Origin of the sequence: Collimonas antrihumi (assembly GCF_018304965.1) — a bacterium.
GTDB classification, from domain to species: Bacteria; Pseudomonadota; Gammaproteobacteria; order Burkholderiales; family Burkholderiaceae_D; genus Collimonas; species Collimonas antrihumi.
On sequence record NZ_JAGQED010000030.1, the window covers coordinates 1 to 23,840 of the forward strand.

General features: G+C 53.4%; 20 protein-coding genes and 1 pseudogene. 3 read left to right on the plus strand and 18 right to left on the minus strand.

The features are described from left to right. Positions 1-65: 65 nt before the first annotated feature. The 10 genes from KHU29_RS18930 to KHU29_RS18975 all read right to left on the minus strand — a co-directional run bounded on the left by KHU29_RS18930 (position 66) and on the right by KHU29_RS18975 (position 12,669). Positions 66-527, minus strand: coding sequence for a fimbrial biogenesis chaperone (locus tag KHU29_RS18930; protein ID WP_211454714.1), 462 nt, complete (start codon positions 525-527; stop codon positions 66-68). A gap of 69 nt (positions 528-596) precedes the next feature. Beyond that, positions 597-1,550, minus strand: a complete 954-nt coding sequence (locus KHU29_RS18935) for a fimbrial protein (RefSeq protein WP_211454716.1) — start codon at positions 1,548-1,550, stop codon at positions 597-599. Then, a complete protein-coding gene (locus KHU29_RS18940; RefSeq protein WP_211454718.1) occupies positions 1,547-4,351 on the minus strand; it encodes a fimbria/pilus outer membrane usher protein in 2,805 nt (934 codons plus the stop codon). Before KHU29_RS18940 ends, KHU29_RS18935 begins: the two co-directional genes overlap by 4 nt. 95 nt (positions 4,352-4,446) lie before the next feature. After that, complete coding sequence (locus KHU29_RS18945; protein ID WP_211454720.1) at positions 4,447-5,229, minus strand: fimbrial biogenesis chaperone; 783 nt, start codon at positions 5,227-5,229, stop codon at positions 4,447-4,449. A 93-nt stretch (positions 5,230-5,322) separates the two neighbouring features. Further along, the gene (locus KHU29_RS18950) at positions 5,323-5,895 is read right to left on the minus strand and encodes a fimbrial protein (RefSeq protein WP_211454722.1); all 573 of its coding nucleotides are present in this window, start codon (positions 5,893-5,895) and stop codon (positions 5,323-5,325) included. Positions 5,896-6,439: 544 nt separating this feature from the next. Next, positions 6,440-7,510, minus strand: a complete 1,071-nt coding sequence (locus KHU29_RS18955; RefSeq protein WP_211454724.1) for a fimbrial protein — start codon at positions 7,508-7,510, stop codon at positions 6,440-6,442. A 31-nt stretch (positions 7,511-7,541) separates the two neighbouring features. After that, the gene (locus tag KHU29_RS18960) at positions 7,542-10,322 is read right to left on the minus strand and encodes a fimbria/pilus outer membrane usher protein (protein ID WP_211454726.1); all 2,781 of its coding nucleotides are present in this window, start codon (positions 10,320-10,322) and stop codon (positions 7,542-7,544) included. Between the two features lie 172 nt (positions 10,323-10,494). Further along, on the minus strand, positions 10,495-11,250 hold the full coding sequence (locus KHU29_RS18965) for a fimbrial biogenesis chaperone (RefSeq protein ID WP_211454728.1): 756 nt from the start codon (positions 11,248-11,250) through the stop codon (positions 10,495-10,497). Positions 11,251-11,375: 125 nt separating this feature from the next. After that, complete coding sequence (locus KHU29_RS18970) at positions 11,376-11,939, minus strand: fimbrial protein (RefSeq protein ID WP_211454730.1); 564 nt, start codon at positions 11,937-11,939, stop codon at positions 11,376-11,378. Between the two features lie 304 nt (positions 11,940-12,243). Next, positions 12,244-12,669, minus strand: coding sequence for a response regulator (locus KHU29_RS18975; RefSeq protein WP_211454731.1), 426 nt, complete (start codon positions 12,667-12,669; stop codon positions 12,244-12,246). A gap of 195 nt (positions 12,670-12,864) precedes the next feature. On the opposite strand from KHU29_RS18975, the gene KHU29_RS18980 reads away from it, so the two are divergent. Further along, a complete protein-coding gene (locus tag KHU29_RS18980) occupies positions 12,865-13,143 on the plus strand; it encodes a type II toxin-antitoxin system RelE/ParE family toxin (protein ID WP_211454733.1) in 279 nt (92 codons plus the stop codon). 23 nt (positions 13,144-13,166) lie between these two features. Here the strand turns inward: KHU29_RS18980 and KHU29_RS18985 are convergent, their stop codons facing one another. From KHU29_RS18985 to KHU29_RS19010, 6 genes and pseudogenes are all read right to left on the minus strand, one after another. Beyond that, a complete protein-coding gene (locus KHU29_RS18985; RefSeq protein ID WP_211454734.1) occupies positions 13,167-13,802 on the minus strand; it encodes a response regulator transcription factor in 636 nt (211 codons plus the stop codon). 437 nt (positions 13,803-14,239) lie between these two features. Beyond that, the gene (locus tag KHU29_RS18990; protein ID WP_211454735.1) at positions 14,240-15,814 is read right to left on the minus strand and encodes an aldehyde dehydrogenase (NADP(+)); all 1,575 of its coding nucleotides are present in this window, start codon (positions 15,812-15,814) and stop codon (positions 14,240-14,242) included. A 24-nt stretch (positions 15,815-15,838) separates the two neighbouring features. After that, the gene (locus KHU29_RS18995) at positions 15,839-16,513 is read right to left on the minus strand and encodes a GntR family transcriptional regulator (protein ID WP_211454736.1); all 675 of its coding nucleotides are present in this window, start codon (positions 16,511-16,513) and stop codon (positions 15,839-15,841) included. A 330-nt stretch (positions 16,514-16,843) separates the two neighbouring features. Next, positions 16,844-17,290, minus strand: a pseudogene (locus KHU29_RS19000) (transposase); the annotation flags it as partial. A 217-nt stretch (positions 17,291-17,507) separates the two neighbouring features. Then, the gene (locus KHU29_RS19005; protein ID WP_211454738.1) at positions 17,508-18,653 is read right to left on the minus strand and encodes a porin; all 1,146 of its coding nucleotides are present in this window, start codon (positions 18,651-18,653) and stop codon (positions 17,508-17,510) included. A 173-nt stretch (positions 18,654-18,826) separates the two neighbouring features. After that, a complete protein-coding gene (locus tag KHU29_RS19010; RefSeq protein WP_211454739.1) occupies positions 18,827-19,744 on the minus strand; it encodes a dihydrodipicolinate synthase family protein in 918 nt (305 codons plus the stop codon). 539 nt (positions 19,745-20,283) lie between these two features. Between KHU29_RS19010 and KHU29_RS19015 the strand changes: the two genes are divergently transcribed. Both KHU29_RS19015 and KHU29_RS19020 read left to right on the plus strand, forming a co-directional pair. After that, positions 20,284-21,408: a branched-chain amino acid ABC transporter substrate-binding protein gene (locus KHU29_RS19015; RefSeq protein ID WP_246542270.1), complete on the plus strand. Its 1,125-nt coding sequence runs from the start codon at positions 20,284-20,286 to the stop codon at positions 21,406-21,408. 101 nt (positions 21,409-21,509) lie between these two features. Beyond that, positions 21,510-22,280 carry an AraC family transcriptional regulator gene (locus tag KHU29_RS19020; RefSeq protein ID WP_211454743.1) on the plus strand — a complete coding sequence of 257 codons (771 nt, stop codon included), beginning with the start codon at positions 21,510-21,512 and terminating at the stop codon, positions 22,278-22,280. A 1-nt stretch (position 22,281) separates the two neighbouring features. Here KHU29_RS19020 and KHU29_RS19025 read toward each other — a convergent pair whose 3' ends face one another. Continuing rightward, positions 22,282-23,568 (minus strand): NAD(P)/FAD-dependent oxidoreductase, encoded by a 1,287-nt coding sequence (locus KHU29_RS19025; protein WP_211454775.1) that lies wholly within the window; start codon positions 23,566-23,568, stop codon positions 22,282-22,284. After that, positions 23,568-23,840: a 2Fe-2S iron-sulfur cluster-binding protein gene (locus KHU29_RS19030; RefSeq protein ID WP_211454745.1), complete on the minus strand. Its 273-nt coding sequence runs from the start codon at positions 23,838-23,840 to the stop codon at positions 23,568-23,570. The genes KHU29_RS19025 and KHU29_RS19030 overlap by 1 nt, the downstream gene beginning before the upstream one ends.

A 23,840-nucleotide genomic window follows, 5' to 3' on the forward strand; every position in this document is an offset into this window, starting at 1 on the left:
CGTTGGTCAGGTGCCACACGGAACTGGGATTTGAAGGACGAGGTCTGGCTTAATCCGGAACGGGTTCAGCCGGAAATACTAAAGCAAGCTGCTTGAAGTGACGCGACATCTTTATTGACAACTACCGCCGCATCGTGCGGCCTTGGGGGCACTGCCAGCACGTTTAGCCAGAACACAGACTCCTTATCCTTAGGTAACGCCTTGCCCTTACCATCTTCTCTTGCGTAGACGACTCGCAGCGCCTGGCTTTTCCCCGCCTCCATGCGAAATACCGGCGGAGTCAGCGTAAACGGTACATCTATCTGTTCAGGGGCCCCATTAATGTCGCCGTCATCTATCCAGGCTTGCATCAGACGCGGGGCGGTTGCATTCTCATTACTCAACGTAACCGTGATTTCACGTTCCTGCATTGGGTAAATCGCGCGTGTTTTGCTGAACACGATATCCGCCTGTGCCGGCGCTGACAGCAAACCGGTCAAACATACCGCGCAAAATGAGCCAAGAACCTTCGAAAAAGAAATTTTCATGATATTGATTCCAAAGACTGTTGTTCAACAACAGTCTTCATTGTGAATCTCCGAAAGATGGGAGCCGAGTCAGTTATAACTCAAGAGAACCGTCACCGTGCCATTGGCAGCACCCGGACTGATGGTAGGCAATGTTTGAACGTAACGCGCCCGCATAGGATAGTTGCCACCTGTAGCGACCGGCGCCCAGTCTAATAAATTGGCAGCACTGTTAGGTACCACGGTACGGCCATCCTGAGCCTGCAATTCAATCCCGACACCGCTGGCGCCGCCAGGGCTTAGCGCAAATAAATTGGGATTATTGGTGTCAGCCGTACCGTCAAAACGCATATGGACCGTGGCAACATCTACCCCGCAACTGCTCGATATAATAGGGAAATTCCGCCAGGAAGTGGGACCTCCGACGCCGGAAAATTCACCGCTATTGCGAATCCCCAGATCCACCGGCGGTATACTGATGTAACACATCTCTTGGGTAAAATTAACAGTCCCGCTTGTGAGATTATTGTAATTGCGAACTGGTGCGTTGGGAATAGCACCATCCCCATCTATCTGGAAAATACTATAATTTGTAATAGTAGATGAGCCGCTAGGAGGTGAGCTTCCTCGTTTTAAAACTACGAGTGAGTACGACAGATCAAAATCCACCACTGAAAGTCGACCTGCCGCAATGCTCGCCCCTGTGAAAATACGGCCATTTGCCTGCGTATAAACTACGCCATTAAAACGGATTCCAACTACAAGGCCGGGAGCAAAAGCAGCATTTCGCGGATTAACGTGAAAATGAATTGTACTTGCGGGGGCAGCGGGTGCATCCTGCCAGCAATGTACTCTCCTGTTTATTGGCCCTGAGTCCCATACGATGGTCTCATCCGGGGCACTTGCGAGCACTGATTGAGTACCCATGGGGGTGGTACCGACTACAGCTCCACCTACATTGCATGCCAGCGCATGGCTAACGCTTGGCACTAAAGCAGATAGCGTTAATGCCAAAGCAAAAATTGATTTTAAGAGAGAATTCATTTTTGACCTTCTTCGAAATTATTTTCTTCGGTATAGCGATTTTTGTCGTTCTCATTAAACACTGCAGATTTGACATCAATAGCCCTGCTAACGATCTCTGCAGAACTTGCTGCCACTCCTGCATCCCGGCTCGACACGCATTGTCCTTCGACTACATCAGCCGTTGCTTGCCTCTTGCCTGTGACCTGTGCCGGCAATTGATAACTGATGCGGCACTGCCTATCGACGCTTTCGCCCCACTTCACAGTAAGCAATCCGCGATCCGCAATACCGCGAACAAAGGCTTTACTGGCTTGACCGACCACACCGACCTCTGTACCTGATTCATCAAATACCTGCGCCGCAAACGGGAGAGGCTTGCCATCTTCCTGCATGGCTTTGACGATAACGGCGCGACCGCTGACAGTGGCGAATTTGATCAGCGACACCGCACCTAAGGTTGGCGCCACGGTTTGCGTGCTTTCTTTCAGTTCCACATGTTCAGACATGCCTTTAGGGTCGATGCCGATGATATTGTTTTGGAACGGCGTCATATACGGGACGACGGCGTAACCGCGGCTATCTACCTTGACACCAGAGGCACTGGTGAGCAAAGCGCCTTCAGCATCCGGCACATGAACCAGACCGACGGTATCGCCCAAGCCTTGTGAAAACGCCACCCCGCCGCCATGTGCAACAACACCGCCATCGGCGCTGAACGAAAGCTGGCCGCTGTTTCTCGATTGGCTATAACCAGCGCGCAGATTGGCGGCGCTGGCTTGGTAACCGCCGTAGGCGTTGAAACTTTCGCTACTGCCGCCATCGTTGCCGTTGCGGCTGGCGGAGACGCCATAGCTCATATTGCGCTGTTCACCGACATTACCGTTAACGCCGACCTGCAGATTGCTGCCGCGGCTGTCGCCGGTGTTGCGGCTCATGGAACTTGTCAGGTTAGGTGCGCGCGACTCCTGGCCCAGAGGCATCGACAAGGTGAGCATGATGCGATTGTCGATGCGGCCTTTGTTGTAGGACGGTCCGAAGAACACGTCGTCGCTCTGCTCCTGCATGGACAGCGGCTTGCTGTCCTGGATGCGCGAACGTTGTACCGACAGGTTCCAGTTGATGCGCTGCCAGGTCGAGCCATAGCCTGCGGTAAAGGAGGTTTGACGGCCCTGGCTGCTGTTCCAGTAATCAATCGAACTGCCGAACAGGCTCAGCGTGCCGTCACCCAGCTTTTGGCTGAGGTTGATATCCAGTCGGCTTTTCTGCCGCGCATACTGATTGATGTCTTCGCCGCGACGGCCCAGATCGCGGACATTGACGGCATCGGCCAGGTTCAGATAGCCGTCTGTGGAAAAGCGGTAGGCACCCAACGCAAAATTGGTGCCGGTTTCGGGCATGTTTTTGTTATAGGAGATGCCGTAACTTTGCCCTGACAGGCTGTTATTACCCGGCACACTGGTGCGCGAGACGGTAGCATCCAGCGAGATCGCTCCGATTGGCGTGCTGATTGCCGTGCCGCCCTTGGCCTGGGTATACCCCGAGGTGACTGTAGCGCCACCGTATAAGGTGACGGCGTTGCTGACGCCATGCTGGATCGATGCCTGCATCACAAACGGAGTACTGTCGTCAACGCTGTGCTGCTTCAGCTGACCGGCGGCGACGCTGTACTTGGTGGTATCCGCACGCAACAGTTGCGGCAAGGCTGCAAATGGAACGACAAAGGTATTCTTGCGGCCATCGGCCTCGGTTACGGTGACATCGAGATCGCCACCGTAACCGGTAGGGAACAGATCGTCGATGACGAAGGGGCCGGGCGATACCGTGGTTTCGTAAATCTTGTAGCCGTTCTGGGTGATGGTGACTCTTGCATTGCTGTCGGCATTGCCGCGTACCACCGGCGCATAACCTTGCTGCGATTGCGGCAGCATACGGTCGTCGGTAGCTATGCTAACGCCGCGCAGACGCACGCTGTCCATGATCTGGCCGCTGGTAAAACTGTCGCCGACAATCAGTTGCGATTTCAAATCGGCAAGGCTGCGCTGCAGATACGTCGCGGTATTTTGATAGGAGACGCGGCCGGTATTTGAATTCCAGGCTTGCGCACCTTGGTGGCGCAAGCGCCAATCGCCTACATTGATGCCGCCGTTCAAGCCCAGGTACGATTGCGACCCGCCGCCTCCGCTGGTAGCGGTGGAGGTGCTGAAGTTATAGCCTAACAGCGCAGCATTGACACCGTTGTCCCACTGCGAAGGATCGACATAGCCGCGCGCCGACTGATTCATATAGATCTGCGGCACGCTGACGGACAATACCTGTTCGCCTGCATCAAACGAGGCTGTTGCACCCGGTATCCAGATACCCAGATCACCGCATAGCGGGCCATCCGGAATTGGATTGGCAGCGGCTTCAGTCTCGCTACGGGTACCGTCGCCGCGTGCTACCTTCTCTGGGTCGACGCCAAGCTGGACCAACAGGGCACGATCAAAGCAGGCTGTTGCACTGTCCTGACCGTCGACGACGCTGAAGGTGACATCGCGCCGTCCTTGCATATTTTCGTTAACGACCACCTCGACGCCGTAAGTACCGGGCAACACGACATTACCTTTATCGAAACGTGAAAAATCGACACCCTTGCTGCCGCCTGAAGAGAACATGCCAACATCGAATTTCATCGCTGCCGCGGCAGCGCCCGAAGATACCAGCACGCCGGAAAATATGCTGCCGATGAGCACGCTCAGCAGACGCGGCCGCATTGCCAGCTCCGTCACGAGAGCGTTACGGGCCGTGCGGTTAGCGATAGATTTTGTGGGTGATTGCATAGTCGTTTTTCAAAAAAAACAGCAGTAGGTCAGTGGCACAGGCAAGCAAAATCGTCCCAGCCGCGCTCGGCATAGAAGGCGAAATCATGGGGAAATCAGTTCGATGCCGGCAGTAACGGCGCCTGCATCGGCAAGAAAGCACCAAAATCATTGATCATGGAGAACTGCACATGAGCGCCCGCGGGCAACGCGCCAACCTTCTCGTTGAGCAGATAACGCTGGATGCCGCCGGGGGCGACCATTTCGTATTGATCGCTCTGATTCAACCTGGCGTTCATCCCTTCGCCCAGCGCTAAAGCCACCGCCTGGAACGACACGTGATACGGTGTGGGATTGCGCACTTCCAGCTCACTGCCATGCTCAGTTTTAAGCAAAGACCAGCTTAGTCGGGATGCAGCATCTGCCGGTTTGCCCGCCAAGCCTTGTGGACGGAAAAATAATTTGGTGCGGATGCGGAAACCGAAGCGGAGCTGATTGATTTCTTCGCCGCTGTCGACTTTGGGTGGTATTTCCAGCACATTCAGCCAGAACACTGATTCTTTGTCGGCAGGCAGCGGCTCTTTGGTATAGACCAGGCGCAGCGTCTGGCTTTTGCCTGCTTCCAGCCGGAACACTGGCGGCGTGATGGTAAACGGCACATCGGCCTGCTCGGCAGTCTGTTTTTCGTTACCGTCGTCCAGCCACACCTGCACCAGACGCGGCATTTTTTTATCATCGTTCGTCACTTGAACGGTAATTTCGCGGCTTTGCGCGGGATAAATCTGGCGTGTGCCGCTGACCACTACACCGGCCTGCGCAGGCAATACCGTCAGGTAGCCAGCGAGGAGCAGGCAGACAAGGGGCAAATAGCGTTGCAACACGGAGCTTAAATGGGTCATTTTATTTTCTCGGGAAGACGGAGCCCGCCCAGCCGACTGAGCTGGATGCGGGCTTCTTGCAAATTCAATTAATTGCCGTCAAATCAGCTTGAATTAAGGATAAGTAACGGAGTACTGCACGCTGGTGTCGACCAGACCCACGGTAGCTGCGCCGCCGACGGCGATGTATTGCGCCATGAATGGCAACATTGCAGTTCCGCCGGCTGCCGTCACCTCGGCCGAAGCAACACCGGAAGCCAGGTTCATCGCTGCATTGCCGTTATTGCCATCCAGGATCTGTACTTCAACATTGGTCGCGTGAGTAGCGCCAACGGTATTGCGCAGGTTGCCAGTGACGGGATTGATCATCGGGCTGGTCGGCTCGTAGAGGATCGCGGCACGGGTGCCGTCCGGACAGGTAGCGCCGCCGGCTGTACCCAGCTGGATAGAGAAAGGTTTGGCAGCGGCTACGCTACCGGCTGCTGCCAATGCTGTTGTCTGCACTGTCACCAATTCAACGCCAAAGTCGCCGCCCGTGCCTGGCGTGGTGCCAGGGCCGCCGGAGACGGAGCAAGTCAGTCCCTTGATTTCACCAGTGATATTGATGGTGCCGTCTGCAGCGAAGGCGGAAGTGGAGGCAAAGCCGGATGCGGCCAGCAGGGCGATAATGAGTGCATGTTTTTTCACGATGTAGATTCCTGTTAGATTGACGAAAGCTCCTTTAACGGAGTGACGTCAGTCTAATTTTCTGCGGAGGAAAAAGATGTCGGGGATGGATGACGGCGCTGTAGGAAAAATCCGTTAACGCTCTTTATTTGTCAATTTTTGTTAAAGCACCACACTTGCGTTGGATAAGAGCAATGACTTGTTGATGCAGGCGCCAACTGTTTTTGGCGATTGAAGAGGAAGCGTCAAGCCTTGCTTGTTGCAAACCGTAAGGATGGACCGGTTTGAAAAGCCTGATAGAGTGGGTGCATCGTGTCCGCGCACGCATTCACTCCGCGCGGATGTCTACATCGGTATCGCGTGAGCCCGCAGACCGGATATAGCACAGTGCGGGCACAATAAGTGCGGACCTTACCTATTTTCTACTGCAATGCTAAGGTAAGCAATCCGGTGTACTTGTTTTGATAAATCGCAAGGTAGTTTCCCACTTGCTGGGAGATGGCGGCCGATAGAAATTTTTGCGGTGCCGCTCAATACAAAAAGATGGACACCGCTTAACCGCACATCAGTTATACGCCATCGTAAACGTCGCACGCGCCCTAACCGATCCGCCGGTGATAGCTGGCGCGCTCTGTATCATGCGCGCCTTTAGCGGGATCGTCACAGTAGGCGTTCCGGTTGCCACCGTAGCAGCCTCCCATTGCCCGGGATTACCGATGGCACTGGAGTCAGCGCCGAACACTACCGGTGTCCCGGCGGCGTCCCGTTCTATCCGTACCCCGACTCCGCTAGCGGTGGAGGCAGCGCCCAAAGAAAGAATATCGGTTCGATTCGCTGGCGTGGTGGCATCGCTCATGGTCATCAATATCCTGGCACTTTGCCCCGCATCGCCGCCCGCGCAATCGAGCGCAATATTGACATCTCTGGTCGGCGTCATACTGCCCACCCCGGCAAAGTCGGACAGCTTGTAATCATTCCCCAGATTAATTGATTGATTTTGAGAGGGTGTGCTGACGGAGCAGGTCGGGACAGCAGGGGCCCGGCGATTGATCGTAATAGCTCCCATTCTGAATGAGAGGCTTACAATAGACTGACTTCTAACGGTTGCTCGCGCAACCTCCCGAGCGGGTATCGTTCCTGAAGCACTGATAACCCCTGTTTTAACTAAAGCAAAAAATTCACCCCCACCATATTCCAAATAACGATTACCCAAAGGATCGCCGACGGGGCCATAGTCGTAACTTCTTGGCCAAGTCCCCCGTGTCCAAGCTCCGCCAGCACCGTCTCCATAGATACGTAAACCAATCCCCGGGAACGGTGTCGGATATGTTTCATACGCTCCTCTTGTGCCAATTCCTCTGGCGTCAGCAATTCCAACACCTAAAGTGCAATACATATTCCATCCCCTAGCATTCCCTATGGTACGTGTATCAACTCTGGGAAAAGTATAAAGTACCGTTCCATCGGGAACAGTCGGATCGACAGTTATATTATTAAGCCCTGGAATGGTGTAGTTGAATGGCGTTGGTAGGACAGGTGCACCGCCAATTACTTGGTTTCGGCATTCCTGTGCTTGAGCAAAATTTGAAATACCTAATATCAACAGCGTAAATAAAGAATAAAGAATTTTTTTCATATGAAGTTACCTCATGCAAACTAGTAATAGTTTAAAAAGATGAATTTTCCTTTGCGTTCATCGACTTTTCCGTCGATCCCAGTGGGGTAGAATTTTCATCCGCAGAAATTTCCCCATTCATACACTGCCCCTGCACTATGTCCGCAATGATCTTTCCTTTCACCGGGGCCGGCAATTGATAAGCAACCTGGCACTGGCTATCAGCCGTACTACCCCATTTAACGGTCAAGGTACCGCTGTCTTCCACCCCACGCACGAACGCTTTACTACCCTGTCCAACCACCCCCACCACCTTGCCGGCGGCATCAAATACTTCTGCAGCAAAGGGCAACGATGCGCCATCGGCACGCGTAACTTTAAGGACAACGGCGCGGCTGTTATCGGTTTCAAATCCAACCATCACAACAGAACCCAGGCGCGGAGCAACGGTTTTGCTGGTGTCTTTAAATTCAATATCGCTGGATGATCCTTTGGGATCAATCGTAATGGCATTGTTTTGATACGATTGCAAATTAGGTACGACTGCGTAACCGTGACGATCGATGGTAACGCCAACCGTGCCACCGACCGCCGCACCTTCGGCATCTGGTGCATGCACAACGCCGATGGTGTCACCCAACGTCTGCGCCAGCGAAACACCGCCCGGATGCGCCACCACGCCACCGCTGGCACTGAACGAGATCTGACCGGTGTTGCCGGATTGACTGATACCGCTATTCAGCGTGGCCACGCTGCCCTGATAGCCCAGATTGCCATTGAATGTGCTACTGCGGCTATTGCCACTGTCGTTGTGGTTACCAGACACGCCGTAGGTTATGGTACGGTCTTCATTTGCCGTACCACTTACTCCTACCTGCAAGTTGCTGCCCTTGTTGTCGCCCGTATTGCGCGTCATGGAACTGTTGAGCGTTGGCGCGCGGCCAGCGTTACCTAATGGCATTGACAAGGACAGCATGATGCTGCTGCCGGCACGGCTATTGTTGGCGCCGGCGCCATAGAACACATTATCGAACTGCTGTTGACGCAATTGTTCCGGGGTCAATGTGGCGGCCTGTGCCAGGCTGCGCTGGACCGACACATTCCAGTTGATTTTGCGCCAGCTGGATCCATAACCGGCACTGTAGGAGGTTTGGCGGCCGACACTGCCACCCCAGTAGTCCGTCGCGCTACCGGAGAGAAAGAGACTACCTGCACCGACTTTTTGACTGATATTCAAATCCAGACGGCTACGCTGGCGGCTTACGCCGCTGGTGTCCAGGCCCCGATCCGCCATATCACGCAGATTCGCCGCATCTTGCAAGCCCAGATAACCGGCGGTGGAAAAACGATAAGCGCCCAAAGCGAAATTGGTACCGGTTTCCGGGATATTTTTGCTATAAGTAATGCCGAAACTTTGACCGGCTAGCGTACTGCCGCCACCCGGTACTTGTGTGCTGGAGGTCGACGCATCAATTGCAACCGCGCCAATCGGGGTGCTGATCGCGGCGCCCCCTTTTGCTTGCATATAGCCTTCGGACGCGATCAAGCCACCGTAAACGGTGACAATATTATTTACGCCATGCTGCACGGCAGCTTGCATCACAAACGGTTCGGCGTTGATACCGTATTGCTTGAGCTGACCTGCCGAGACGCTATATTTGGTGACACCGGGGCGCAGCAACTGCGGCACCGCGGCATAGGGCACCGAGAAGGTACTCTTGCGGCCATCGGCTTCAGTTACGGTGACCAGTAAATCGCCGCCATAGCCGGTGGGATACAGGTCATCGATGACGAAAGGCCCTGGCGATACCGTGGTTTCATAAATCGTGTAACCATTTTGGCTAACCGTAACACGGGCATTGCTTTCTGCGGCGCCACGTACCACCGGTGCATAACCTTGCTGCGAATGCGGGAGTTGCCTGTCGTCCGTTGACAGCGTTACACCGCGTATCCGAGCACTATCGAGAATCTGGCCTGTGGTAAACGTATCCCCGATAATCAGCTGCGATTTCAGGGCTGTGATATCACGTTGTATATTGGTGGCAGTATTTTGATAAGGCACAGCACCAGACTGGGAGTTCCAATTGATGGCGCCTTGATGCCGCAAACGCCAATCACCGACATTGACGCCCGCATTCAAGCCCAGGTAAGCTTGCGTGCCTCGTCCACTACCGGTAGCGGTCGATGTACTGAAGTTGTAACCCAATATTCCCGCGGTAACGCCACTATCAAGCAGACTTGGATCGACATAGCCACGGGCTGAGCGATCCATGAAAATTTGCGGAATGCTGATCTCTAGCGATTGTTCCCCCGCATCAAACACTACCGTCGCACCAGGAATCCACGTGGACAGATCGCCACATAACGGACCATCCGGGATTTGATGGGCGGCGACATCTTCCACGGAACGGCTACCCTCACCCCGTGCGACCTTGTCCGGGTCGACACCGAACCGGATTAAGGTCGCGCGATCAAAACAGGGAACCGCATTGTCTTGGTCCGGTAACGTGGAAAACGTGACATCTTCCCGCCCTTGACGGTTTTGATTGACGCTGATATCGACCCGGTAAGTGCCCGGCAGGACGACGTTTGCAACCTCGAAGCGCGACACATCCACTGGCGTAGTTGAGAAACCACCCGGAAAAAATCCACTATCGAATTTCATCGCTGCGGCAGCCATCGGTATGGCAGTAGAGGCAATCGCCGATGGCGCCAGCATACTGGCGATCGCACCGGATACCAGCATGCTGAGCAAACGCGGTTGGCATACCGCGTAATCGGTACGCTTGTGGCGACTGGTGCGCGCTGTTGACAGGGCAGAAGATCGGTTCATGGGTCACTCAAATATGAAAGCAAAATTGCAGCCCACCGTCCGCTCAGCGGATGGCGTACAAAACAGGTGGGATGTGCTGGAAAACAGTCGTATTACCACTAATATGTGTTCACCAACTCTTATAGAGTGGCAGCCAACTGACTGGGCAAACGCTGCCCAGGCCCAGAGAGTCTTAGTGGGCAGTCAGTGGAGAGGTAACAGGAATAAATGCGCCGAAATCATCAACAATTGAGAACTTCACTTTGGCATCGGCGCCAAGTGTCGCTGGTGCATCCTTCAACATGTAACGTTGGGTACCACCTGGGGCCACCATGGCGTAATCCGGGCTGTCGATCTCTTTCTCACCGATCGCCAGGGCTATTTTCTGGAACGATACATAATAGGGAGATGGATTACGTACTTCCAATACCTGGTTTGCTCCGTCCTTGACCAATGACCATGTGAGTGCGTTGCGCGCATCCTCCGGCTTCATTGCCAGCTTGGCTGGGCGGAAAAATATTTTGGTACGAATGCGAAAGGCAAAACGCAGCTGGTTTTCATCTTCTTCACCGACTTTCGGTGGCACTTCCAGCACATTGAGCCAAAACAACGTTTCTTTGTCAGTTGCCAACGGCTCTTTGGTGTACACCATACGTATTGCCTGGCTCTTCCCGGGTTCCACCCGAAATACCGGCGGCGTCAGCGTAAACGGAACATCGAGTTTATCCAGACTGATTTTTTCATCACCATCGTCCACCCAGGCCTGTACCAGACGGGGAAATTTTTTATCATCATTGGTCAGTTTTATCGTGACTTCACGATCATCTGCGTGATACACCGTACGGGTGCCAGCAATCACAATACCGGCTTGCGCAGGCAAGCTCATTAATCCCGCGAGGCCCAATATCACTATGGCAAAAGAGCGGGACAAGTGTGTCAGATAGCGCATTTCTGCTCTCCTCGTCAGGCAAAAAACAAAACAAAATAAATATCCATCCCATCCGGGAATGAGATGGATTGCATTCAGACTAAATGCGACGCTAACAAACCGGCGTCAACGTCTGCGTTACAGGATTAGTTAAATGTCACTGAATAGTTGACATTGCTGAGAACGCTACCTGGAGTGACCGCAGCAGGAGTTGCAGCGTAGTACTCAGCGATAAATGGCAGAGTTGCCTGGTTACCTACAACGGTAACTGGAGTAGATTCAACGTTGGTAAACAGGTTGATTGGCGCATTACCTGCCAATGCATCCAAAATACGCACCTGTACGCCAGCAGCTGTACTAGCTGGCAGCAAGTTCAAACGGCCGGTTGCCCGATCAACCATAGGGCTTGATGCTTCGTAGTGAACCGCGGCCAGCGTGCCGTTCACACAACCTGCCTCACCCGCTGCACCAATGTAGATGTTGTAACCTGTGGAGCCAGCTGCAGGATTGGCGGTAAATGCCGAGGCTTGCACTGTCGGCAAAGTTACGTTGAAGTCGCCAGTACCTGAACCTGGCGTGCCGCCGCTAATGGAGCAAGTCACCGCAGTGATGGCGCCGGTAAAATCAATTGTGCCGTCTGCAGCAAAGGCTGATGTGGAGGCGAAGGCGGATGCGGCCAGCAGGGAAATGATGAGTGCTTGTTTTTTCACGATGTAGAATCCTATTAGGTTGACGAAAGCTCCTTAACTGGAGTGACGTCAGTCTAATTTTTTGCGGAAGGAAAAGATGTCGGGGACGTATGGCAATCACGTAGGAAAATTCCGTTAATGCCGTTTTTTTGTAAATTGTTGTTAAAACATCTCATCTGCGTCAAATATGAGCAATGTCTTGTTGATGCAGGCGACGACCGTTTTGTTTTTCGCTTGAAGATACAACACATGGTTTCGGTTTCGGCTGCTGCAGACGCTTGACGGGATGGGTACATCGCCCTGCAATCCATAAAAGCGCCCTCATTCACATCACTCCGCCATCCTTAAAGGAAAGAGCGTCTTTTAGTATGTGCAAGACTGAGGACGCCGTAGGCGGTTTACTGTAGGCGCACACTCCAGGGAAACCAGCTTCGCGCGCCAGCATGATGTGCAGATCAAGCACATTACGGTCCTCCGAACTCATCCAGACCAGCATAGGCAAGGCTTGCCCGGTGCTGCGCGCCAGCTCCCCTTGCGCAACGGCGAAGCGGGGCCCATTCATGTTCGGCATGTTGATGTCGCAAACAACCACATCCACCGGCGAGCGCGCCAATACCCTCATCGCCTCGACGCCATCGTTGGCGACAGCTACCGAATTGCACCCCCATCGGTGTAGCTGTTCGACCAGCAGTTTTTGTTGCAAGGGATGATCTTCGACGATCAGGATGGACAGTTCGGCGATGGTGTTCAATGTTGCTCCCGACAGTTTTCAATATCTGCCATTTTGCATGGCGCTGTCGGGATTGGATGCAGGAAATATCTGATTGAAACTGGCAATATTTCTGTAAATCATATGGGATGCGTCAGTGGCAAAACAGTGCCGCATGGCCGCGATGTCTGAACCGCGCGAACAAGCAGTGCCATTCGTTCCTGGAAGTCGGATCAAATGAGCCACGAAGCCAGGCAGACACGCAGATTTTCTCGCCAATATAAAAAATTGCATGACAACATCGCTGTTGACGTTGATGACGCAGTTGATGTGATTTTGACCGATCCAAAGCTTGGAGAACGTAAAAAGGGCGACCTTGCTGATCTCTTTGTGTATAAATTTAGAGGTCAAGGCCAGTTATATCTACTCGGCTATACGGTCGATGACGGCATTCGACTTGTCTACTTAGAAGCAATTAGTTCGCATGACATTCTCTATCGGGATTTGAAGCGATAGCGGTATAAAGAGATACGGCGTGGTCACCCTTCGCCAGCGACCCCGCTACGCTTGGCAAATTCGATCAGTTCGAGCAGTGAACTCATGTTTAGCTTGAGCAGCAAGCGGGTCTTGTAGGTGCTGACGGTTTTGTCGCTGATCAGCATGCGTTCGGCAATGTCCTTGTTCAACATGCCCTGGGCCAGGCATTGCAGCACTACCATCTCGCGGTTGGATAAACTGGCAAGCTGCTCGGTCTCATTGACTTGATGACCTCCGAAACGGGCATCCTGTGCGGCCAGGTTGGGAAAATAGGTATACCCGGAGAGAATCGCCTTGGCAGCATCGACCAGTTCGTTCAGATCGCCCTGCTTCCAGACATAACCGGCGGCGCCGGCCATCTTGCAGCGGAACGCGAAATGCAGCGGATTGTGCGAGGTAAGCACCAGCACTTGCATGGGGATATTGAGGGCTTTGAGCCGTTCAATTACTTCCAGTCCATCCAGCTTGGGCAGGGTCAGGTCGAGCACGATCAAGTCTGGCGTCAACTCTTTGGCCAGGCTTATTGCGTCAATGCCGTTGTTGGTTTCGGCCACCACGCTGTGCCCTTCGCGTTCCAGCAAAGTACGCACTGCCATACGGATCACCGGATGATCGTCGACGATCAAAATCTTACCCATGCACTCTCCAAAAATCTATCGATTGAACCTGACCTGTTTTTTCAATTCGCCCGTTCCCCGCTTGTCCATTACCCATGATATTGCCATATAACATTATTTTCGTCATAAGTGCTCGTCAGATTTACAGGGTGATATCTGTCCGGCCGGAAGCGGGATTGCCTGTCAGATCGCATCTCTTTATCCACCGGTATGTCGCAATTGCGAGGAGCGGATTTGGACATTTGATTGCTGGGGAAATGGCGGTAACAAATATTCCAATATCTCAAGAAGAATAGATAGCGGAATTGTTCTAATCATATGTAGGAAATTTCTTAATCACGCATATTGCCTATTCGCTTCAGGCCTACTCCGAGATGGCAGGCCAATTTTCAGGAGAAGCTTACCCAATTGGATGGGAACCCGGCGTCCCAATGAATGCGTATAAAGCTGCGCAAATCTTACCTCCACAACCGTCCGTCACGTCGCTGCCAAATGTGCAGCGGATTGGCATCTTGTACCGCTGCAGGTAATAAATCCTGCGCCAGATTCTGGTACGACACTGGACGGAGAAAGCGATAAATCGCTGCGCTACCGACCGACGTACTGCGGCTGTCCGAGGTGGCCGGGAACGGACCACCGTGTACCATCGCATGCGAAACTTCAACACCGGTCGGGAAACTGTTTGCCAGAATCCGGCCAACCTTACGTTCCAGCAGGGGCAACAGACGGCGCACCAGTGCCTTATCACCATCATCCATTTGCAGGGTTGCGGTCAACTGCCCCTCCAGATGCTCAGTCACCTGTAGTAACTCCGCCTCATTCTCGCACGCGATCATCAAGGATACCGGGCCAAACACTTCTGCGCTCAAGTTCGGGTTGTTCAGGAAGGCATGCGCGCTAGTGGCAAACAATGTGGGCGTTGCCTGATAACCATCAGCAGCCACACCTTGTCCCAGTTGTTTGACGTCGGCTTGTGCAGCTAACGTGGCGACACCGTGTTGATACGCCGCATGGATGCCGGCAGTCAGCATGGTGGCCGCACTGCGTTGTGTGAATTCCTTTCCCGCCAGCTGTGCAAAGCGCTCAAAATCAGCACCAGCCAGGCCTAACACGAGTCCCGGATTGGTACAGAACTGACCGGCTCCCATGGTAACCGAATCGACAAAATTCCTGGCGATAGTGTCAGCCCGCGCTGCCAACGCTGCCGGCAGCAGATAAATCGGATTTATGCTGCTCATTTCGGCATACACTGGAATCGGTTGCATCCGAGCCGCTGCTACTTTCATCAGCGCCAGGCCACCTTGGCGCGAACCGGTAAAACCGACTGCTTGAATCTGTGCATTTTGCACCAGCATGCTTCCGAGAGCATTGCCAATACCGGTCAGCAGCGAAAACACGCCTTCCGGTAATTTGCTGGCGACGACCGCCTGTTGAATCGCACGCCCGACTAGCTCCGAGGTGCCAGGATGGGCCGGATGCGCCTTGACCACAACCGGGCAACCAGCGGCTAGCGCTGCTGCGGTATCGCCGCCTGCAACCGAAAATGCCAAAGGAAAATTACTGGCGCCAAACACCGCTACCGGACCGATCGCAATATTTCGTAGACGTAAATCGACGCGTGGCAGCGGTAGACGTTCAGGTATTGCCGGATCGATGCGGGCATCGTTCCACGAGCCTTCGCGCAACACCGCAGCAAACAGACGTAGCTGAGCTATGGTGCGGCTTCGCTCGCCTTCCAGGCGCACGCGCGGCAAACCGCTTTCAGCCATGGCGCGAACGATCAGTTCATCGCCAATGTCGAGGATGTACTGGCCAATCATTTCCAGAAACCCTGCACGCACTTCCGGGTTAATTTCTCGATAGATATCGAATGCGGCTTGCGCCAGATCACAGGCATGCTCGACGTCGCACTGGTCCGCACTATGGAAGTTCGGCCCTATCTCCGTCCCCAGCGTCGGATCAAAGGCCTGAAATACAGTACCGTTGCTGGTGCTATAGCTGCTGCCGATAAGCGACTTCCCTGTAATGGTCATATTATTTTCTTAGTTAAAGTATGTTCAATTATCTATAATTTTGCGCGCAAACAATTCCAAATAGTCGATCAGCGCGTTGGTTCCTTTTGCAGCGTTCTTTGGATCGCCCTCAGCGACCGAAGAGGCCATCAGCATATGACATTTGGCGCCTTCGACGATGTCTCCCTCGTGCTGGAAGGCATACCAGAAGCGCCGGCACTTGATGATCAGTGGAATCACAGCCGTCACGGCCGACGGATTGCGACAGGCCGCGTGAACCACATGATCGAGCTCCTGATCCGCCTGCATGTAAGCACCCAAATCATCCTTTTTGGCTGCAGCCACCATCCGTTTTGCGCAAGTCAGTAAATCTTTGCGTTGCTGCGGCGTAGCCAGGCGCGCGGCGCTTTGGGCGATCAGTTGATCGAGCACACGCCGAGTTTCGATCAGCGTCAGATGTTCGGCTGCTTCAATGTCACTGACGATCAAACCGCGCCTGGGCATCTGTTTGATCAAGCCGTTCGAGGTCATCCGCACCAACGCTTCGCGCAAGGGGGTGCGCCCGTGCCCGGTCATTTCGACCAGATCGGCTTCAACCACAGGCGCGCCGGGCTGGATCTGTAGTGTCACGATCAGGTTTTCCAAGGTGTCATACGCGATATCGGCTGCACGCAATTTGGGTGCAGGTACGGTGCGGCGACTGGTTTCAGTTTTGGTCATTGCGTTTTTCATTGCGTGCTACCTTTATTTTCTTGCCCTGCATTCTGCCCGATTGACTGCCAGAGCCTGGCGACACCGCAGCCAGGTGGATACTTCTTCGATATCATATGCCGCAAAAGCCATGCGCAAACGATAGATATCGGATTGATGACATTGGCTATCAAATTGCCGGCGCCAGCACATAATTTTGTCAACCGATCCCAGATAGTGCTCATACGTGCCAAGCAAGGTCATCAGCACCACTGCCGTCGAGGTTTTCAATGATACATCGACCGCACTCGTTCATCATGTCGCGAAAGCGCACCTTGGCAAAGCCAAAGACGTGTGTGATGCCGCAATGATCCTCGCATCAACGATGATACCGCCGGCAACCTTCATGCCGCGTTCTTGCAGACTGCGCCCAACCGCTTCAATCAAACAATGATCCAGCTCGTGACGCATCAGAAGATGACGAAATTTGCACATCATAGTTTCGTCCGGTATCGGACCAAGCCCCAGATCTACGCCAACAAAACTGCGCATCGATATCGATTCATACAACGCGTCATTGACCGCCATATCAGACAGCTTGAACCAATGCTGTAAAAAATACACCCGCAGCAAACGCTCAAGTAACACTGGCGGCCGGCCGCTACCGGTTTTTGGATAGTACGGTTCGATCAATTTGCACAACTTCGACCATGGCACCGCGCAATCCATCTCACTCAGGAACAATGCTCGACGTGTCGTCTTTCCGTATTTTTCAAAACCACCCGCGGAAAATGTCGTTTGTTTCACCCGTTTCCTCCAGATTTACGTCATAGGCCTTATTCAATGGGTTATCGCATTTTGGTGCGGATCAATACGTAAAAAATGCCCACTCAAATACAAGTGGGCAAACTGGGGGGCTCCCAAGGACGTCTCGCCACTACCTCTAATCGACAAAATTGCAAGGTATTGCAGCCTGTCGCGCCAAACACAAGCAGCGCGGCAACTGGCAATACCCGGATTCCGCTTAAAACTTGTGACGCAATGCTACGCGGACGACAAATTGCTTGTCATTATCCGAAACGCCGCCAGCACCAGGGATGTACGCTTTATCAAGTGACGATCCGGTCAAATCGCCGCCAACTTTTTGGTAGACGGTTTGCAGATAAACGTCAGTCCGCTTGGAGAAATTGTAATCGGCCATCAAGCCCAGGGTCGACCATTTTGGCTTAGCATTGCCAACCGTCGTGTCGTACTTTCCTTGCGTATAGGTATACATCGCACCGGCGTAAAACGTTGGCGTGAATTGATACTTGGCATTGATTTCGTAGTTGCTCAACTTAAGCGAATTCAATGTCCCGACAGCTGGTGCAAACGAGCTGATATAACCATTTCCGCCGGTTGGATTAGTCAGATTGGTGTTCGTGTACACGAACCCGAGCGTCGTCGCACCAAACGCGTAATTGATACCGGCGCCAAAGATCTTTTGCTTATCGGCCAGGAAATTAGCATCAGTCGGCGTGATAGAACCGCTCGCAGTCGTGCCGGTACGCGTCAAATTCAAGTAGCCCAGGCCAGCCGACAATGGACCGTTGGCATAACTCGCGCCCAGACTATAGGTACGGTTTTTAGTGCTATCACCGGCCGTTTCGCCCAAGCCATACAGGCCGCCGAATGTGAATCCGCTAAAAGTAGGGCTAGCGTACTTAACCGAATTATTGATGCGGAACGAGTTGTCGGTATTGTCGTTATCCAACGGATGCGAAAGCAGATAACCAGCCCAGTTGCCATTCGCTGTCATCGGCGCGAGGTAATCGACCAAGGAATCGTATTGACGGCCCAGCGTGACGGTACCTGCCGTTTTGCTCGACAAGCCAACCAGCGCCTGACGTCCGAACAACAAACCGCCCTGACCCAGTTTTCCGGTATCTGCAGCAAAGCCGTTTTCAAGCTGGAACACAGCACTCAGGCCGTCACCCAGATCTTCATTTCCTTTAAAACCAAGGCGGCTACCTTGTGCATAGCCACTTTCCAATTGAACGATTTTTTTACCACCGTCATTATTGGTGTAGTTGATACCTAAATCGACAACGCCATAAATTGTGACGTTGGTCTGTGCTTGCGCCACGCCAACAACACCCAACAATCCTGCAATCAGAATCGATTTCTTCATGTCTTGCTCCCAAAGATTAGAAAAATCCATTTTTTTATATTGCTGATGCCAGTAATAACGCAATCCGTCGTATGGCTTACGGCTTCTCGCAAGCTACGCCGGCGAATTGATGACAGGCGCCAGCAGATCTACCCAGGTCCGCTCAAAAACCGGCGTTACGTTCAACTATCTTATTAACCGATCTGGAATTTGCGCAGATCAGGACGCGTATCGATCGCCTTCTGAATGATCGCGGTAACACGCTCACGCTCTGCTCCAGCCAGCGGCTGACGTGGAAGACGCACGAATTCATTGCCAACTCCCGCCATCGCTTCAATCAGTTTCAGGTTTTGCACCAGCTTGGTCGAGACATCCAGATGCAGCAGCGGCGTCATCCATTGATACAGCTTGAGGGCTTCCTCGTAGCGCTTGGCTTTCATCAGCGTGTACAGCGCCACCGTTTCTTTCGGGAAGGCGACGACGACACCAGCCAATAGGCCGTCGGCGCCGATTGCCAGCGATTCGAAAGCCAGATCGTCAACCCCCATGAACAGCTGATATCGATTTCCCAGAGCATTGCGCAGGTCGGTGATGCGGCGGATGTTGTCGGTCGACTCCTTGATCGCCACCAGCCATTTACAGTCCGCCAGCTCGACGAAATCCTGCGGCGTCAGATCGACTCGATAGGCCACCGGATTGTTGTAGACCATCACCGGCAATTGCGCCGCGTTGGCAATGGTGCGTAGATTATCCTTGGCCTCGCGGGCATCGGCCACATACAGCACTGATGGCATGACCATCAAGCCCTGCACGCCCAGCTTGGCGGCCTGCTCGACGAAATGCACGGCGTCTTTGGTACGCAATTCGGACACGTTAGCAAGCACCGGTACACGACCGTTGGCGACAGACAACGCGATCTTGGTAACTTCCAGCTTTTCATCCAGCGACAAGGTGCTGGCTTCACCCAACGATCCGCAGGTAACTAAACCATGCACGCCGCTATCGATCTGGAAGGCGTAATGCCGTTCCATTTCAGCGTGATCGAGATCCTCATTTTCTTTGAATTTTGTGGTAACAGCGGGGAATACGCCTTCCCATTTTGGTAACGACATGTGCGGCTCCTTTAAAAAAAATACATCTGACTGGTGTCACCACCGGTGCTGAAAAATGCGACTTCGCAGTGAGAATAATGTCTCACAAATATATTTGCAATATATTTAAATGATGAAACATGCCGCTCAAAAAAAGCCGATGACTATGACATTTATCAATAAATTCAGCACTGTGCGGAACTCCGCGTGATTCTTGTTTGAATCGGTATAGATCAACAAAATAGCCAGGATTGGTTAAAAAAAATCCAATGGAAAAAATTTTCGCGACGAAAATAATACCTTGCAAATATATTTGTAATATATTTAAATTAGGCGGTCGCACCAAAGTAAGGGAGTGGAAATCAACTGCTCTGAAAAGTCGACAACCATGGCATTTATCAATACCTTCAGCACTATGCGGAACTCAGCATGAATCATGTTTGAATCGGTATAGATCAGTGAAATGACTAGGATAGATTCGAAAAATCCATTGGCGTGAATCTTTGATCCACACGATTCTTGCAAATTGATCTCTAATTAACGACCCGGGAGAAATGAAGATGAACTTTACAAGCAAAGCAATTTGTCTGGCCTGCAGTTTGGTAATCAGCGGCGTATCGGCGGCACAGGAGATCGTCAAGATCGGCCTCACCAGCCCGCTGACCGGCTCGCAGGCACAGGCTGGAAAAGACAATGAAAGCGGCGCCAAAATGGCTATCGACCAGCTCAACAGGAGCAAGTTCACAGTGGCCGGCAAAGCGGTAACGTTTCAATTGGAGTCAGAAGACGATCAGGGCGATCCGAAAGCGGGTGTCGCGGTCGCCCAAAAATTAGTGGATAGCAAAGTCAAAGCGGTCCTGGGGCCTTACAATTCCGGCGTAGCGATTCCAGCGTCAAAAGTTTACAACGATTCCGGTATCGTCATGGCTACCGTTGGCACCAATCCACGTATTACGGAGCAGGGTTACCAACATGTGTTTCGGTTAGATCCGGACGATAACCAGTTGGGCGGAGACATGGCTGTATATGCGGCCAAGCAATTGAAATTGAAAAAAATTGCGGTCATCGATGACCGCACCGCCTACGGCCAAGGCGTCGCCGACGCTTTCCTGAAAGCAGCCAAGGCCAATAAAATCGACATTGTCAGTCGTGAATTCACCAATGATAAAGCAAGCGAATTCAGCGCCATTTTGACCTCGATCAAAGGCAAAAAGGTTGATGGCATTTTCTACGGCGGCTACTTCACGCAGGCCGCTGCGATGAAACGTCAGATGAAAGAATTGGGGCTTGAGGTTTATCTGATGGGCGGAGACGCCATCTGCAATGCGGAAACCGGAAAGCTCGGCGGCGAAGTCGTCAACGACAAGCTGTACTGCGTGCAAGGGGGCACCGTGTTGGGCAACAAGACCACGGAAAAGACTTTCCTGAGTGATTTCCAGAAAATCTATGGCAAAGCGCCACTCACATACGCACCGTATTTCTACGACGGCATGCTGATGATTGCAGAAGCGATGAAGAAAGCCAACTCCACCGATCCAGCCAAATTTGGTCCTGTGCTGGCGGCTCTGAAATATTCAGGCGTGGTCGGCGACTATGAATTTGACGTCGGACACAACCTCAAGAATGCGCCGGTGACGATCTATCGATTCAAGGGTGGTGAACCAGTCCCTGCCCCGCTCAACTAGGCTGCCTCGAGCACGCTGCTGCCAGCTGAACGCTGGCAGCAGCCTCACTGTAATTTTTCTGTGTGTATGATACATACAACTTTAGCCGACCCATTGTCAGAATGAAACAGTTAGCCGCGCCTACGGACACAACTGTCCAGACCGACCGTACCCTGCTGGCAGCATCGCTGGCTAACGTCTTTTTTGCCGAAGCACTGTTTGACGCATTGCCGGATGTGGTGTTTTTCGTCAAGGGCAAGCAAGCCCAGTATCTGCTTGCCAATCGCACGCTGGTAACACGTTGCGGGCTCCCCGACAAGGCCGCTTTACTGGGACGTACTGTCAGCGATATTTTCCCGTCAAGGTTCGGTGCCAATTATCTGGAACAGGACATGCGAGTGTTGAGCACTGGCATCGACATCCACGATCAACTGGAACTGCACCTGTACCCTAACTGTGCGCCGGGCTGGTGTGTAACACATAAAATAGTGTTGCGAGACCGCCATGGCGACATCGCCGGCATGGCAGGTATTTCGCGGGATCTGGCGATGCCGGATAAGGACCATCCTGTTTATAAGCGCGTCGCCGCAGCCGCGCGTTTTATCCATGATCACTACGATCAGCAGTTGCAGATCGGTGATCTCGCGCAAATCGCCGATTTATCGGTGTCACAGGTAGAGCGCTACTTCCAGAAGATTTTTTCCTTGAATCCACGACAGATGATCATCAAGACTCGCTTAGATGCGGCTTCGGCCATGCTTGCCGGTCATGGCAACATCACCGAAATTGCCGTCGCTTGCGGCTATCACGATCATAGCGCTTTCACGCGTCAGTTCAAGGCCACGGTCGGAATGACACCGCGAGCATACCGGCGGCTGCTGCGAGCGAGATAAGTCAACCTGCCAGATCGCTATCTTGTGCAGCACTCTTGCCATGCAAGGCCATCAGGCTGCCAATCCGCGTTGGCGAAATCGGCAACCGCACCGAATCCGGTTTCCAGCCGAACAGAAAATCGGTGGCGCCACCGCAGACCCGGCCCTGGCATGGCCCCATGCCGCAGCGTGTGTGCAGTTTCGCACTACGCCAGCTGGCATGCGATTGCAAAGCGCTATACGCGACATCTTCGCAACGACAGACCAGGGTATCGGAATGGCACAAATTGCGCAGCTCAGGACGCAATCTGAAAGCCCTGCTCAAACGGCTGGCGAAGGCCTGCTGACTATGTCGTTGCGCTAGCCAGTAGGGGCCGGGAGTGCCGAGCCCACTGGCATGAGCACCAGCTATGTGCCCCTCTGCCAGCGCCAGATCGACACCACCAACGCCGCTACCCTCACCTGCACAATACACATTTTCAATGCTGGTCTGCTGCCACATATCCACCTGCACCGCACCGCCGACGATGCGGCAACCGATCGCCTCTGCCAATTCCGTATTTGGCAGCAAACCGTATCCACAAGCAAGATAATCGCAGGCGATCGTCTTGTGCTGCCCGGCACTCACCGCCTGCACTGCGCGTAACTGTCGCTCGCCCTCCGCTTGGACTACATAACTATCGGCGTGATAAGGTATGCCCGCCAGTTGCCCACGCAATTGCCAGGCCTGCCTCAATTTCGCTGGCGTACGAGTGAGTTGCAGGGCAAAGCCAGCCAGCTGACGCCAATTACCTTGCTCCAGTATTTGCAGCACCTGCGCACCGCGCTGTTGCAAGGTCGCCGCCACCGCCAGCAACAAAGGACCGGAACCAGCCACGATGATGCGCTTGCCATGTACTGGGTAGCCGCCTTTAACCAGCGCCTGTAAGCCGCCAGCGCCAGTCACCCCGGCTAGCGTCCATCCGGGAAACGGTAACAATCGCTCGCGCGCGCCGGTCGCCAATATCAACTTGCGATAACCCAGCTGAAACGCCTGTTGCGATGTTTCCAGCAACAGTTGCGCAGGACCGACCAGCCCCACGATGCGGCTATGCATGAACCACTGGACATTGGACATCGCTTGCAATTCAGTCCATATTTTTTTCGCCTGCGGATGTGTGCTGCGATCCGGACCGCCTCTCCAGATCTGACCGCCTGCCAAGGGATTGTCGTCAATGAGCGCTATGGCAGCACCGCTTTGAGCGGCACAGCGAGCAGCGGCTAGACCAGCTGGTCCGGCACCGACTATCACGATGTCGAAATCGCGCATCATGTTGCGGCCTGTGCAGTTTCTATCTGCATACCCTCTGCACATATGGTCTGGCAAGCGAGGCAATGGGGATTGCCATCGATGTTGACTCGACATTCCTGGCAAATACCCATGCCGCACAATGGCGCCCGCAACATGCCGCTGACCGATCTCCGGGTGATACTGGGCGCACCTGCGGCGGCCAGCGACAGCGCAGCCGCTACGCTGCACCCATCATCCACCGTGACGCGACTGCCATTGATGTGGATTGTGATAGTGAGGTCATCAGCCAT

Excerpts from the sequence above, each read along its gene's own strand:
- KHU29_RS19030 (WP_211454745.1), bottom strand. The coding sequence starts at position 23,840 with ATGGCTGATGACCTCACTATCACAATCCACATCAATGGCAGTCGCGTC.
- KHU29_RS19010 (WP_211454739.1), bottom strand. The coding sequence starts at position 19,744 with ATGTCGTTACCAAAATGGGAAGGCGTATTCCCCGCTGTTACCACAAAA.
- KHU29_RS18930 (WP_211454714.1), bottom strand. The coding sequence starts at position 527 with ATGAAAATTTCTTTTTCGAAGGTTCTTGGCTCATTTTGCGCGGTATGT.
- KHU29_RS18955 (WP_211454724.1), bottom strand. The coding sequence starts at position 7,510 with ATGAAAAAAATTCTTTATTCTTTATTTACGCTGTTGATATTAGGTATT.
- KHU29_RS18935 (WP_211454716.1), bottom strand. The coding sequence starts at position 1,550 with ATGAATTCTCTCTTAAAATCAATTTTTGCTTTGGCATTAACGCTATCT.
- KHU29_RS19025 (WP_211454775.1), bottom strand. The coding sequence starts at position 23,568 with ATGCGCGATTTCGACATCGTGATAGTCGGTGCCGGACCAGCTGGTCTA.
- KHU29_RS18990 (WP_211454735.1), bottom strand. The coding sequence starts at position 15,814 with ATGACCATTACAGGGAAGTCGCTTATCGGCAGCAGCTATAGCACCAGC.
- KHU29_RS18995 (WP_211454736.1), bottom strand. The coding sequence starts at position 16,513 with ATGACCAAAACTGAAACCAGTCGCCGCACCGTACCTGCACCCAAATTG.
- KHU29_RS19005 (WP_211454738.1), bottom strand. The coding sequence starts at position 18,653 with ATGAAGAAATCGATTCTGATTGCAGGATTGTTGGGTGTTGTTGGCGTG.
- KHU29_RS18945 (WP_211454720.1), bottom strand. The coding sequence starts at position 5,229 with ATGACCCATTTAAGCTCCGTGTTGCAACGCTATTTGCCCCTTGTCTGC.
- KHU29_RS18980 (WP_211454733.1), top strand. The coding sequence starts at position 12,865 with ATGAGCCACGAAGCCAGGCAGACACGCAGATTTTCTCGCCAATATAAA.
- KHU29_RS19015 (WP_246542270.1), top strand. The coding sequence starts at position 20,284 with ATGAACTTTACAAGCAAAGCAATTTGTCTGGCCTGCAGTTTGGTAATC.
- KHU29_RS18940 (WP_211454718.1), bottom strand. The coding sequence starts at position 4,351 with ATGCAATCACCCACAAAATCTATCGCTAACCGCACGGCCCGTAACGCT.
- KHU29_RS18985 (WP_211454734.1), bottom strand. The coding sequence starts at position 13,802 with ATGGGTAAGATTTTGATCGTCGACGATCATCCGGTGATCCGTATGGCA.
- KHU29_RS18960 (WP_211454726.1), bottom strand. The coding sequence starts at position 10,322 with ATGAACCGATCTTCTGCCCTGTCAACAGCGCGCACCAGTCGCCACAAG.
- KHU29_RS18965 (WP_211454728.1), bottom strand. The coding sequence starts at position 11,250 with ATGCGCTATCTGACACACTTGTCCCGCTCTTTTGCCATAGTGATATTG.
- KHU29_RS19020 (WP_211454743.1), top strand. The coding sequence starts at position 21,510 with ATGAAACAGTTAGCCGCGCCTACGGACACAACTGTCCAGACCGACCGT.